Annotated in this window: 10 protein-coding genes; 6 read left to right on the top strand and 4 right to left on the bottom strand. The window is 71.4% G+C overall.

Annotation, left to right across the window (positions count from 1 at the left end):
- Positions 1 to 35: 35 nt before the first annotated feature.
- A complete protein-coding gene (gene mutM / locus ACX25U_RS10320; RefSeq protein WP_454390822.1) occupies positions 36 to 896 on the top strand; it encodes a bifunctional DNA-formamidopyrimidine glycosylase/DNA-(apurinic or apyrimidinic site) lyase in 861 nt (286 codons plus the stop codon).
- Positions 897 to 950: 54 nt separating this feature from the next.
- On the opposite strand, the gene ACX25U_RS10315 is transcribed toward mutM, so the two are convergent.
- On the bottom strand, positions 951 to 2096 hold the full coding sequence (locus tag ACX25U_RS10315) for a CAP domain-containing protein (protein ID WP_454390820.1): 1146 nt from the start codon (positions 2094 to 2096) through the stop codon (positions 951 to 953).
- Positions 2097 to 2265: 169 nt separating this feature from the next.
- Between ACX25U_RS10315 and ACX25U_RS10310 the strand changes: the two genes are divergently transcribed.
- From ACX25U_RS10310 to ACX25U_RS10295, 4 genes are all read left to right on the top strand, one after another.
- Positions 2266 to 2547, top strand: a complete 282-nt coding sequence (locus tag ACX25U_RS10310) for an acylphosphatase (protein WP_454390818.1) — start codon at positions 2266 to 2268, stop codon at positions 2545 to 2547.
- A 391-nt stretch (positions 2548 to 2938) separates the two neighbouring features.
- Positions 2939 to 3142 (top strand): hypothetical protein, encoded by a 204-nt coding sequence (locus ACX25U_RS10305; protein WP_018567931.1) that lies wholly within the window; start codon positions 2939 to 2941, stop codon positions 3140 to 3142.
- 228 nt (positions 3143 to 3370) lie between these two features.
- Entirely contained in the window at positions 3371 to 6934 is a 3564-nt protein-coding gene (gene smc / locus ACX25U_RS10300; RefSeq protein WP_454390815.1) for a chromosome segregation protein SMC, read from the top strand.
- Positions 6935 to 7172: 238 nt separating this feature from the next.
- Entirely contained in the window at positions 7173 to 8591 is a 1419-nt protein-coding gene (locus ACX25U_RS10295) for a sugar porter family MFS transporter (RefSeq protein WP_454390814.1), read from the top strand.
- Between the two features lie 126 nt (positions 8592 to 8717).
- Here the strand turns inward: ACX25U_RS10295 and ACX25U_RS10290 are convergent, their stop codons facing one another.
- Together ACX25U_RS10290 and ACX25U_RS10285 are read right to left on the bottom strand one after the other, a co-directional pair.
- Positions 8718 to 9095 carry a hypothetical protein gene (locus ACX25U_RS10290; RefSeq protein WP_454390812.1) on the bottom strand — a complete coding sequence of 126 codons (378 nt, stop codon included), beginning with the start codon at positions 9093 to 9095 and terminating at the stop codon, positions 8718 to 8720.
- Between the two features lie 92 nt (positions 9096 to 9187).
- On the bottom strand, positions 9188 to 10642 hold the full coding sequence (locus ACX25U_RS10285) for a cytosine permease (RefSeq protein WP_454390810.1): 1455 nt from the start codon (positions 10640 to 10642) through the stop codon (positions 9188 to 9190).
- 164 nt (positions 10643 to 10806) lie between these two features.
- On the opposite strand from ACX25U_RS10285, the gene ftsY reads away from it, so the two are divergent.
- On the top strand, positions 10807 to 12015 hold the full coding sequence (gene ftsY, locus ACX25U_RS10280) for a signal recognition particle-docking protein FtsY (RefSeq protein WP_454390808.1): 1209 nt from the start codon (positions 10807 to 10809) through the stop codon (positions 12013 to 12015).
- A 244-nt stretch (positions 12016 to 12259) separates the two neighbouring features.
- Here the strand turns inward: ftsY and ACX25U_RS10275 are convergent, their stop codons facing one another.
- Positions 12260 to 12922 carry a bifunctional DNA primase/polymerase gene (locus ACX25U_RS10275; RefSeq protein WP_454390806.1) on the bottom strand — a complete coding sequence of 221 codons (663 nt, stop codon included), beginning with the start codon at positions 12920 to 12922 and terminating at the stop codon, positions 12260 to 12262.
- Positions 12923 to 13346 lie beyond the last annotated feature (424 nt).

Here is a 13346-nt window from a genome sequence, read left to right as displayed (position 1 = left end):
GACGGCCCCTGCGGCCGCGGAGGTACAGGGGAATCATGCCCGAGCTGCCCGAGGTCGAGGTCGTACGGCGCGGTCTGGAGCGGTGGGTCGCCCACCGCGGCGTCGCCGACGTCGAGATGCTGCACCCGCGCGCGATACGCCGTCACCTGGCGGGCGCGGAGGACTTCGCACACCGGCTGAAGGGCCACCGCGTCGGCCTGCCCAGCCGCCGCGGCAAGTACCTGTGGCTGCCCCTTGAGGACAGCGGCCAGGCGATCCTGGCCCACCTCGGCATGAGCGGCCAGCTGCTCGTCCAGCCGCTCGAGGCGCCCGCCGAGAAGCACCTGCGCGTCCGTATCCGCTTCGACGACGCGCTGGACGCCGAACTCCGCTTCGTCGACCAGCGAACCTTCGGCGGCCTGTCGCTGCACGACACCACCCCCGACGGGCTGCCCGACGTCATCGCGCACATCGCCCGTGACCCCCTCGATCCGCTGTTCGACGACGAGGCCTTCCATCAGGCGCTGCGCCGCAAGCGGACCACCATCAAACGGGCCCTGCTCGACCAGTCGCTGATCAGCGGCGTCGGCAACATCTACGCGGACGAGGCGCTGTGGCGGGCCCGCATCCACTACGAGCGCCCCACCGCCGGCTTCACCCGCCCGCGCACCGCCGAACTCCTCGGCCACATCCGGGACGTGATGCACGCGGCCCTCGCCGTGGGCGGCACCAGCTTCGACAGCCTCTACGTCAACGTCAACGGCGAGTCCGGCTACTTCGACCGCTCCCTGGACGCCTACGGCCGCGAGGGCCTGCCCTGCCGCCGCTGCGCCACCCCGCTGCGCCGCCGCCCCTGGATGAACCGCTCCAGCTACTACTGCCCGAGGTGCCAGCGGACGCCGCGCCCGACAACGTGACACCCGAGGCGGCACCGGCAGGGAGCCGGCGCCACCCGGGAGCCCGCCGTGCCGTCAGTAGCCGAAGTTCTGTGTCCACCACGGCCCGCCGTCGCCGAAGTGCACGCCGACGCCCAGGGTCTTGAAGTCGCAGTTCAGTATGTTGGCCCGGTGGCCGGGGCTGTTCATCCAGGCCTCCATCACCGCTTCCGCGTCGGCCTGGCCGCGGGCTATGTTCTCGCCGCCGAGGTTGGTGATGCCGGCCTTCGCCGCCCGGTCCCACGGCGAGGCGCCGCTGGGGTCGGTGTGGTCGAAGAAGTCGCCGTCGGCCATGGCCTTGCTGAAGTCCTCGGCGAGGCCGGTCAGCGTGCTGCTCGCCGCCACGGGGGTGCACCCCGCCTTGGCCCGCTCCTCGTTGACGAGTCTGAGCACCTCGGCCTCCACGGCGGCCTCCTTGGAGAGCCCCGCCGGGGCCTTCTCCCTGCCCGGTGCCTCGGTGGCCGTGTCGGCCGGCGTGGTCTCCGGCTTCGCCGTCGTGTCCGGTGCCGCGGTCGGCTTCGTCGCCGGCGCCTTCGTAGGCGCTCCGGACTCCGAGGCGGTGTCCGACGGGGAGGCCGAGGCCGACTCCGAGGGGGACTGCGTGGGGGAGGCGGAGCGGTTGGCGTCACGGCTGGTCGAGGAGCCGCCGGCCCGGCCGCCGCCCGGGTCGGCGCTGCCGGACGTACCGCCCTGCGGGTTCTCGCTGTTCGTCGGTGAGTCCGCGGCCTGCACCTTGTCGGCGCCGCCGCTGTTCCCGCCGCCCAGCTTGTAGTTCTCCAGGCCCGGCACGGCGCCGGTGGCCACCGCCACCGTGCCGAGGGCGACCGCGGCCGAGACGCCGAGCAGCCCCGTGCGGACCGGCGTCGCGGCCTTCTTCTTCCGGCGGTGGCCGCGCTCGCGCGGCCCGTCCGACGGGTTGAAGCCCTCGGCCGGGAAGGTCACGGTGTCGGTGGCGCGGGCGTAGTCGTCGTCCGTCGCGTAGAGGTACCCCTCGGCCTTGGTGTAGGCGTCGGCGTACAAGTCCGGGTTCAGATAGGGCGCGATGCCCAAGCGGTCGTCGCGGTCCTGCGGATGGACGTCCTGCGGATCGCGGCCCCGCGCGTAAGAGCCGTGCGTCTCTGTGACCCCCGCGGCGCGGCCCGTGGCGGCGCGGCCGGCGTCCGAGCGTCGGTGGCGTCCCATGTCCTGGCCTTCCTCGTCCCTGGCGGTCGACACGCGCCCTGAGCCGTCGCGGTCAACCCAACTCACTCGATCGAGTGAGTTTCATGTGAGATTCACTGGGTCGGGACGGTACCGCATGGCGCGAGGGGAGGAAGTGCCCCGAGAGACATTGGCCGGTTAGGTTGCAGTCATGAGCGAGGATGTGCGACTGGTCGCCTGGGTGCGCGGACGTGTCCAGGGAGTTGGTTTCCGCTGGTTCACGCGGGCCAGGGCCCTGGAGATCGGCGGGCTGAGTGGTTTTGCTCTCAATCTGGGCGACGGGCGGGTACAGGTGGTCGCCGAGGGCACCCCAGAGGCCTGCCGGAAGCTCCTCGACTGGCTGCAGGGCGGCGACACGCCCGGGCGGGTGGACGGCGTCACCGAGATCTGGGACACACCTCGCGGCGGCTACGACGGCTTCGCGATCCGCTGACCGTGTGACGCTCCGCGGCCCGCACGGAAGCGGCGAAAACTGCCGCCGGCACCTGCCGGAAGGAAGCCCGGAAGGAAAACGGGCAGGTGGTTGCCGAGAAACGCTTGCCGTGGCAGGCTCCGCAGGGCAGGATGATCGCCACGCCCCGAAGGGCCCGCAGGAGTCGCAGCGCCACCGTTTTCCGGTCGCGCGCCCCCGGGACGCCCGTCGATACGGGGCGTGATCGTGTTGACCGTCAAACTTTTTGGTGAGACGCTGAAAGCCCGCGCACCTTAGCTGTTTGGCATGGATGAACGGCAGCACAAACTCAACAGTGCCAAGCACCACGGGTGCAAATCCCTCACGACCCACACCGCATCGGTCGGTCACTCAGTGTGGAGGACCATCCATCATGGCAAAGGCGCTTCTCGGTTACGTCGGCGGCTCCGACCCTCGACTCCTCGCCGAGATGCGACGGCTCCAGCAGCGCGTCCAGGATCTGGAATCCGAGCTGGTACGGATCCAGGCGGAGAACGACGCGTTGGCGGCTGCCGCTTCTCACGACAGGATCATGGAGCGCGTCGACGCACACCAGGCGGAGCCTGCGCTCACCTGATCACTGCATCGCACAACGACACAGTGGTTGGGCTGCCCGTATCAACCGCTCAGTTGTCAGAGTTGCAAGGGACGCTTCGGCGTCCCTTCTTTCTTTGCCCCGCCTCCTGCCCCCCGCGCATCCTTCCACCGTCTTAACGTCTGGTGTGCCCTGCATGTTCATGCGTGAAACCGCGCGGTTGCGAGGGTTCATGGAGTGGGATAACGGCGGCGGGTAGAGTCCGAAGCCGTGCACCTCAAGGCCCTGACCCTCCGAGGGTTCAAGTCGTTCGCCTCGGCGACCACGCTCCGGTTCGAACCGGGGATCACGTGCGTCGTCGGCCCGAACGGCTCGGGCAAGTCCAATGTCGTGGATGCGCTCAGCTGGGTCATGGGCGAACAGGGCGCCAAATCGCTGCGCGGCGGCAAGATGGAGGACGTCATCTTCGCCGGCACCACCGGGCGTCCGCCGCTCGGCCGCGCCGAGGTGTCGCTGACCATCGACAACTCCGACGGGGCGCTGCCCATCGAGTACGCCGAGGTCACCATCACGCGGATCATGTTCCGCAACGGCGGCAGCGAGTACCAGATCAACGGCGACACCTGCCGGCTGCTCGACATCCAGGAGCTGCTGTCCGACTCCGGCATCGGCCGCGAGATGCACGTCATCGTCGGCCAGGGCCGGCTCGACTCCGTCCTGCACGCCGACCCCATGGGCCGCCGCGCCTTCATCGAGGAGGCCGCGGGCGTCCTCAAGCACCGCAAGCGCAAGGAGAAGGCGCTCAGAAAACTGGACGCGATGCAGGCCAACCTCGCGCGCGTGCAGGACCTCACCGACGAACTGCGCCGCCAGCTCAAGCCGCTGGGCCGGCAGGCGGCGGTCGCCCGCCGGGCGGCGGTCATCCAGGCCGACCTCCGCGACGCCCGCCTGCGCCTGCTGGCCGACGACCTCGTACGCCTCCGGGAGGCCCTGAAGGCCGAGATCGCCGACGAGGCGACCCTGAAGGAACGCAAGGGGGCCGCCGAGCAGGAGCTGAGGAAGGCCCTGCGGTGCGAGGCCCTGCTGGAGGACGAGGTACGCCGGCTCGCCCCGCGCCTGCAGCGCGCCCAGCAGACCTGGTACGAGCTGTCCCAGCTCGCCGAACGCGTCCGTGGCACGATCTCGCTCGCCGACGCGCGCGTGAAGAGCGCCACCTCCGCGCCGCCCGAGGAGCGGCGCGGGCGCGACCCGGAGGACCTGGAGCGCGAGGCCGCCCGCGTCCGCGAACAGGAGGCCGAGCTCGAGGCGGCCCTCGAGGCGGCCCAGCGGGCACTCGACGACACCGTCGCCCACCGCGCCGAGCTGGAACGCGAACTCGCCGTCGAGGAGCGCCGCCTGAAGGACGCGGCACGCGCCATCGCCGACCGCCGCGAGGGCCTGGCCCGGCTCAGCGGCCAGGTGAACGCGGCCCGTTCGCGCGCCGCCTCCGCCCAGGCCGAGATCGACCGGCTGGCCGCCGCCAGGGACGAGGCCCAGGAACGGGCCGTGGCCGCCCAGGAGGAGTACGAGGCCCTCAAGGTCGAGGTCGACGGCCTCGACGCCGGCGACGAAGAGCTCGCCGGCCGGCACGAGGCGGCCAAGGCGGCCCTCGCCGAGGCGGAGGCCGCCCTCACGGCCGCCCGCGAGGCCGTCACGGCGACCGAACGCGAACGGGCGGCGACCCGGGCCCGCCACGACGCCCTGGCCATCGGCCTGCGCCGCAAGGACGGCACCGGCGCCCTGCTCGACGCGAGAGACCGCCTCACTGGCCTCCTGGGCCCCGCCGCCGAACTCCTGACGGTCACCCCCGGCTACGAAACTCCCCTGGCCACCGCCTTCGGCACCGCCGCCGACGCCCTCGCGGCCACCTCTCCCCCCGCGGCCGCGGACGCCCTCCGTCTCCTGCGCAAACAGGACGCGGGCCGCGCGGCCCTGCTCCTCGCGGCCTCCGATGTGCCGGGGAGCGAGCGGGCCGAGGACCGTACCGCAGCCGGGCACCCCTTCGCCGCCGATCTCGTCAGCGGCCCCACCGAGCTGATGCCCGCCGTACGCCGTCTGCTGCGGGGGATCGTCGTCGTCGGCACGCTGGAGGACGCCGAGGACCTGGTTCAGGCGCGGCCCGATCTCACGGCCGTGACCGCGGAAGGGGATCTGCTCGGGGCGTACTTCGCGCAGGGCGGGTCCGCCGGGGCACCCAGTCTGCTGGAGGTACAGGCCGCCGTGGACGAGGCCGCCGCCGAGCTCGAAGAGCTCGCCGTGCGGTGCGAGGAGCTAACCGAGGCACAGCAGCGGGCCGGGGAGCGGCGCAAGGAGCGCGCCGCCCTGGTCGAGGAGCTGGGCGAGCGGCGGCGGGCCGCCGACCGGGAGAAGTCGGCCGTCGCCCAGCAGCTCGGCCGGCTCGCCGGGCAGGCGCGCGGCGCGGCCGGGGAGGCCGAGCGGTCCACGGCCGCCGCCGCCCGCGCCCAGGAGGCCCTCGACAAGGCGCTCCAAGAGGTCGAGGAGCTCGCCGAACGGCTCGCCGTCGCCGAGGAGACGCCGATCGAGGAGGAGCCCGACACCTCCGTACGGGACCGGCTCGCCGCCGACGGCGCCAACGCCCGCCAGACCGAGATGGAGGCCCGCCTCCAGGCCCGTACGCACGAGGAACGGGTCAAGGGACTGGCCGGCCGGGCCGACTCCCTGGACCGGGCCGCCCGCGCCGAACGCGAGGCACGCGCGCGTGCCGAGCAGCGGCGCGCCCGGCTGCGTCACGAGGCGGCCGTCGCCGGGGCGGTCGCCTCCGGCGCCCGGCAGCTGCTCGCGCACGTCGAGGTCTCCGTGGCCCGCGCCGAGCAGGAGCGCGCCGCCGCCGAGGCCGCCAAGGCCCGGCGCGAGCAGGAGCTGACCGCCGCCCGCGCCGAGGGACGCGAGCTCAAGGCCGAACTCGACAAGCTGACGGACTCCGTCCACCGCGGCGAGGTGCTCGGCGCCGAGAAGCGGCTGCGCATCGAGCAACTGGAGACCAAGGCGCTGGAGGAGCTCGGCGTCGAGTCGGCGGGGCTGGTGGCGGAGTACGGGCCGCACCAGCTCGTGCCGCCCTCGCCGCCCGCCGAGGGCGAGCAACTGCCGGAGGACCCGGAGCATCCGCGCAACCGGCCCCGCCCCTTCGTCCGGGCCGAGCAGGAGAAGCGGCTGAAGGCCGCCGAGCGCGCCTACCAGCAGCTCGGCAAGGTCAACCCGCTGGCCCTGGAGGAGTTCGCGGCACTGGAGGAACGCCACAAGTTCCTCAGTGAGCAGCTCGAGGACCTCAAGAAGACCCGAGCCGACCTCCTCCAGGTCGTCAAGGAGGTCGACGAGCGCGTCGAGCAGGTCTTCACCGAGGCCTACCGGGACACCGCCCGCGAGTTCGAGGGCGTCTTCGGCCGGCTCTTCCCGGGCGGCGAGGGACGTCTCGTGCTGACCGACCCCGACAACATGCTCACCACGGGCCTCGACGTCGAGGCCCGCCCGCCGGGCAAGAAGGTCAAGCGGCTGTCCCTGCTCTCCGGCGGCGAGCGGTCGCTGACGGCCGTCGCACTGCTCGTGTCGATCTTCAAGGCCCGTCCGAGTCCGTTCTACGTCATGGACGAGGTCGAGGCGGCCCTTGACGACACCAACCTCCAGCGGCTGATCCGGATCATGCAGGAGCTGCAGGAGACCTCGCAGCTCATCGTGATCACGCACCAGAAGCGCACCATGGAAGTGGCAGACGTGCTCTACGGCGTCTCCATGCAGGGCGACGGTGTGTCGAAGGTCATCAGCCAGCGGCTGCGCTAGCCATTGCCACGGGCTCCGCGTGCCTCCGCGACTTCGGGGTAGTCGGATCATGTCCAGTGCTTGACTACAACATCTGAACGCAAGTCTGCCCAGCGGGCGGTAGAAGTTCATGAAGACAGGGATTTTGGCTTCGATACTTGAAGTCATGATCTCTGCAGTATTGCTTTTACCTTCAGGTCTCACCTGGAAAGGCTGACCCCCACTCCGGCGGCGTTGCCGGTGTGCCCGAGGAGTACACGTGACCAGCACAGAGCAGGCCCCCGGGCCAGGAGCCGGTACGGCTCATCCCGAACATCTCGGGCACGTCATCTTCATCGCGGCGTCGGCCGCCATGGGCGGTTTCCTCTTCGGTTACGACAGCTCCGTGATCAACGGCGCCGTCGAGGCCATCCGGAGCCGCTACGGCATCGGATCCGCGGAGCTGGCCCAGGTCATCGCCATCGCCCTGATCGGCTGCGCCGTCGGCGCCGCGACCGCGGGCCGCATAGCCGACCGCATCGGCCGCATCCGGTGCATGCAGATAGCCGCGACCCTGTTCACCATCAGCGCCATCGGCTCGGCGCTGCCCTTCGCTCTGTGGGACCTCGCCTTCTGGCGCATCGTCGGCGGCTTCGCCATCGGCATGGCCTCGGTCATCGGCCCCGCCTACATCGCCGAGGTCGCCCCGCCCGCCTACCGCGGACGCCTCGGCTCCTTCCAGCAGGCCGCGATCGTCGTCGGCATCGCCGTGTCCCAGCTGGTCAACTGGGGCCTGCTCAACGCCGCCGGCGGCGACCAGCGCGGCAATCTGATCGGCCTGGAGGCCTGGCAGGTCATGCTGGGCGTGATGGTCGTCCCGGCCGCGCTGTACGGGCTGCTCTCCTTCGTCATCCCCGAGTCCCCGCGCTTCCTGCTCTCCGTCGGCCGCCGCGACCGCGCCCGCGCGATCCTCGCCGAGGTCGAGGGCAAGGGCGTCGACCTCGACACACGCGTGGCCGAGATCGAGGCCGCCATGAAGCGCGAGCACAAGTCCACCTTCAAGGACCTGCTCGGCAGCAGCTTCCTCTTCAAGCGGATCGTCTGGATCGGCATCGGCCTGTCCGTCTTCCAGCAGTTCGTCGGCATCAACGTCGCGTTCTACTACTCCACGACGCTGTGGCAGTCGGTCGGCATCAACCCGACGGACTCGTTCCTCTACTCGTTCACGACGTCGATCATCAACATCATCGGCACCGTGATCGCGATGATCTTCGTGGACCGCATCGGACGCAAGCCGCTCGCGCTCATCGGCTCCTCCGGCATGGTCGTCGGCCTGGCCCTGGAGGCCTGGGCGTTCTCGCACCCGCTGGTCGACGGCAAGCTGCCGGCCACCCAGGGCATGGTCGCCCTGGTCGCCGCCCACCTCTTCGTCCTGTTCTTCGCCCTGTCCTGGGGCGTGGTCGTCTGGGTGCTGCTCGGCGAGATGTTCCCGAACAAGATCCGCGCCGCCGCCCTGGGCGTGGCCGCCTCCGCCCAGTGGATCGCCAACTGGGCCATCACCGCGAGCTTCCCGTCGCTGGCCGACTGGAACCTCTCCGGCACCTACATGATCTACACGTTCTTCGCGGCGCTCTCCATCCCGTTCGTCCTGAAGTTCGTCAAGGAGACGAAGGGCAAGGCGCTGGAGGAGATGGGGTAACTCCCCGCACAGTCCCGGGGAGAAGGGCCCAGGTCCCCGCCGCCCCTCTCCTCGTCCCGTCCGCCGCCCCGCTCGGTCACCGCCCGAGCGGGGCGGCGGTTCTTGCACGTCACCGCAGCCCGTACGTCACCGGACGAGAACACCGCCGCCGATCACCAGAGCCCGCAGAGCGGCTTCCTCGTTGATCCGCAGCCGGTCCTGGATCCGGTCCCGGTGCTCCTCGGCCGTCCGCGGGCGCCTGGTGCCGAAGGCGATCAGGTCGGGACGGGCGCGCAGCAGGGCGACCTCGCGCAGGAAGTCCGGCACCCGAGCCGCCTCGACCTCCGGATTCCTGCCGGCCGGCACGGGGAGAAAACGGGCACCCGGCGAGCGCACAAGCTCCGATCCCCACACCGTCGTACGCCAGGACTCGAACCCGGCGGACTGATGGAAGTCCTCCGGCACGTCGAGTATCCGCGTGTCGCCGTCCGGTCCCCGAACGAACACTTCCACCAGCAGACCCATGAGAACAGGGGAGCAGCACCCGGGTCAGGCGGGCCGGCCGTTCTCGCCGGCGGAGCCCCACCTGTGGTGGAGGGGGAGTGGCCGGGACGCCGTCAGACGCCCAGGGGCTCGGGCCGCTCGGCGGGCTTCGCGGTGGCCGCCGCCCGGGGCGGCACCGGTGGCTTGGGCAGCGCCAGGTACAGCAGGCCGGAGACCAGGATCGTCGCGATCCAGCCGAGGCCGTACTCGCCGATGACGTTGTTCCTGGCCAGCGGGCCGGTGAACCAGGCGGACGCGGTGAACATCAGGCCCGCGGCGAGGCCGGTCGCCCAGGCGGTGACCGCGGCGGGGGAGAAGCCGCCCCGGTACCAGTAGGCGCTGGTGCGGGTGGTGTCGGCCATGGCCTGGCCGTCGTACTCCGTACGCCGCAGCATGTCCGCGCCGAAGACGCCGACCCAGGCGGAGAAGGCGACCGCGAGCAGCGACAGGAAGGCGATGAACGAGCCCATGAAACTGGTCGCCGCCAGCATCAGCACACTGCCGAAGGCCAGCGAGATCACGGCGTTGACCGAGACCGCCCAGTGGCGCGGCACCTTGAAGCCGAGCGTCTGCGCGGTGAAGCCGGCCGAGTACATCGACATCGCGTTGATCAGCAGCATGCCGATCAGCGCGATCAGCAGATACGGCACCGCGATCCAGGTCGGCAGGATCTTGCCGAGGAAGGAGACGGGGTCGGCGGCCGAGGCGAGGTCCGGCACGGAGACCGCCATCACCGCGCCCATGAGCACCATCGGCAGGACGACGATGCCGGCGCCGCCGATCGAGGTGCCCACGATCGCCTTGGCGGAGGCCGTACGCGGCAGATAGCGCGTGAAGTCCGGCGCCGACGGGATCCAGCTGACGCCGCCCGCCGCGATCATGCCGATACCGGTGATCACCGCGGCCGTCGAACCGGCGGAGTGGGCGAACACCCCCGGCCAGTCGGTGTCCACGATCAGGTGGGCGAGGACCAGGACCGAGAACAGGCCGAAGAGGTAGGTCGCGTACTTGTTGCACCTCTGCACGGCGTTGATGCCGAGCCCGGAGATCGCGAAGGTCGCGACGACGAACGCCAGCAGCATCACCATGTCCAGCGCGCTGTTCGCCTTCAGGCCGAACAGAACGTGCAGGATGGTGAGCATCGCGTAGGCGCCGACCACCGCGTTGATCGTCTCCCAGCCCCAGCGGGCCACCCAGATCAGCGAGCCGGGCAGCAGGTTGCCGCGCTGCCCGAAGACCGCCCGGGACAGCGCCATGCCGGGCGCCCCGCCGCGCTTGCCCGCGATGCCGATGAGCCCGACCAGGCCGTACGACAGGACAGGGGCGGCGACGGCGACGACGAGCGCCTGCCAGAGACTGAGGTGGTACGCCACGACGAGGCTCGCGCCCATGGTGAGCAGCAGCACGCTGATGTTGGCGCCGACCCAGGTGGGGAACAGCTCGCGGGTTCTGGCGGTGCGCTCATGATCGGGCACCTGCTCGATGCCGCGGGTCTCCAGTGCGCCTTCTGTCTCGGCGGTCTTGCTCATGAAGAAGGGTTCCGTGCCTAGGTCGGGGAAAACGACTCCGCGCGTACGGGCGCGACCCGCCCCATCCTACTTTGATCAGACTTGTGTCATTTAGTGGTGTTTGTCTCCTGGCTGAAGACACAAGCCCTCTCAGGCCGGGAACCATGGCTGATACTGGCAGGGTTATGGAAACCATCATCCTTGCTGTAGTCATCGCCGTGGTGGTGCTCGGCGCGCTCGGCGGGCTCATCGTCGGCAGCAGGCGGAGGAAGCCGCTGCCCCCGCCACCGCCCTCGCCCCCCGACATCACCGCCCCTCCGGCCGAGCCGCACGTAGGCGAGGAGGCCGAGACGCCGCGCGAGGAGCCGCGGCGGACGATCGAGGAGGTGGACCTGCCCGACGGGTCGGCCCCCGTCGCCGTCGAGGAGCTGCCCGTCGAGGAGCTTCCGGCACCCGCGATCGAGGTGCCGGAGCCCACCGCCGGCCGTCTGGTACGGCTGCGCGCCCGCCTCTCCCGCTCGCAGAACGCCCTGGGTCAGGGGCTGCTCATCCTGCTGTCCCGTGAACACCTCGACGAGGACACCTGGGAGGAGGTCGAGGACACCCTGCTGACCGCCGACGTCGGCGTGCAGCCCACCCAGGAGCTGGTCGAGCGGCTGCGCGAGCGCGTGCGCGTGCTCGGCACCCGCACCCCCGCGGAGCTGCGCGGTCTGCTGCGCGAGGAGCTGCTCACGCTGATCGGCACCGACATGGACCGCACCGTGAAGACCGAGCCGGCCACCAGCAAGCCCGGCATCGTGATGGTCGTCGGCGTCAACGGCACCGGCAAGACCACCACGACCGGCAAGCTCGCCCGCGTCCTGGTCGCCGACGGCCGCAGCGTCGTCCTGGGCGCCGCCGACACCTTCCGCGCGGCCGCCGCCGACCAGCTGCAGACCTGGGGTGAGCGGGTCGGCGCCTACACCGTGCGCGGCCCGGAGGCCGGCGATCCCGCCTCCGTCGCCTTCGACGCGGTGAAGGAGGGCAAGGAGATGGGCGCCGACGTGGTGCTCATCGACACCGCCGGCCGCCTGCACACCAAGACCGGCCTCATGGACGAGCTCGGCAAGGTCAAGCGCGTCGTGGAGAAGCACGCCCCGCTGGACGAGGTGCTGCTCGTACTCGACGCGACCACCGGCCAGAACGGCCTGATCCAGGCCCGCGTCTTCGCCGAGGTCGTCGACATCACCGGCATCGTCCTCACCAAACTGGACGGCACCGCCAAGGGCGGCATCGTGGTCGCCGTCCAGCGCGAGCTGGGCGTACCGGTCAAGCTGGTCGGCCTCGGCGAGGGCCCGGACGACCTGGCCCCCTTCGAACCGGAGGCCTTCGTCGACGCCCTCATCGGAGACTGACCACCATCCACCGAGCGAACGCCCGTCCCGGGTCCACCGGGGCGGGCGTCGCCGTCGACGGGGCCCGCGCGACCGACGGGGGCCGCATCCCCGCAGGCGCCCGGGACGCGGCCCACGAGACGGCTGCTGCGGCACGGCCGTGACCGCGAGGGGGGCTGCAGGGCGCCACGGTCTTGGAGACACCGTGTGAGCGCCGCCGCGGGGTGGCCGCGGGGCTCCTGAGCGGTGGTCGTACGCCCGGCGGTCACGCCCAGGAGCGGTGGGCCGCGTAGGCCAGGGTGCCCAGGAGGAGGCGGGCCTCGGGGGGCTTGGCGGTGTCCAGGGCGGGTGGGCGGAGCCAGCGGACCGGTCCCCGGCCGCCCCGGTCGGAGGGCGGGGCCGTGAGATAGGTGCCCGGACCGAGGCCGCGCAGGTCGAGCGAGGTGGGGTCGTCCCAGCCCAGGCGGTAGAGGAGGGCCGACAGCTCGGCGGCGGCGCCGGGGGAGACGAAGAAGTGCGCGCGGCCCTCGGGGGTGGCGGTCACCGGGCCGAGGGGGAGGCCCATGCGCTCCAGCCGGGCCAGGGCACGGCGCCCGGCCGGCTCGGCCACCTCGATGACGTCGAACACGCGCCCGACCGCCAGCATCACCGAGGCCCCGGGCAGCTCCGTCCACGCCCGGCTCACCTCGTCGAGCGTGGCGCCGGCCGGGATCCCGGGCGCGAACTCCAGAGGGTGCGCGCCCGGCGCCGGACAGTCCGTGCGACCGCAGGAGCACGCGCCGCCGACGGCCCGCGCGCCCCGTACCACGTCCCAGCCCCACAGCCCGGTGTACTCGGCCACCGCCGTGCACTCCGACGAGCGGTACGACCGGCCGCGCCGCCGCGTGCCGGAGCGGATCTCGCGCATGCCGCCGATCGTGAAGCCCATGCCCCCTCCAACGGTTCCACCGCCTCGATGGTTACGAGACGAATATGGATCGTCACTCTGCGTTTCCGATCCCTCCCCGGCGCGGCCGGATCCCCGCGGCGTCCGGAAGCACCCCGGGTGGCGCGCCCCGCGATGTGCGCCCTCACGCACATCGCTCCGCCCGCCCGTGGTTGTCCTGTGTCAAGTGAATCGCGTAAGGGCCACCGGGAGTTCATTCGAAGGGGTGGCGAATGGTGGCGTTTCATGGATCCCCATGGCTGTACGGGTGATCGTGGGATTACTGTAAGTGCGCGAGTCCTGGGGGCACATGCGCTCGTGGGTATGCCGGAGGCAAGTCGGCAGTCCGTTCGAGGAGTGAGAATCGGCGGACGAACGGCCGTATTGACGGGCATTCTGATAGGGCTTGGCGCACTCAGCGACAAGT

The organism is Streptomyces sp. JNUCC 63, from assembly GCF_054366325.1.
The sequence above is the reverse complement of the archived record's forward strand: the minus strand, read 5'-3'. Positions and strand labels throughout refer to the sequence as shown.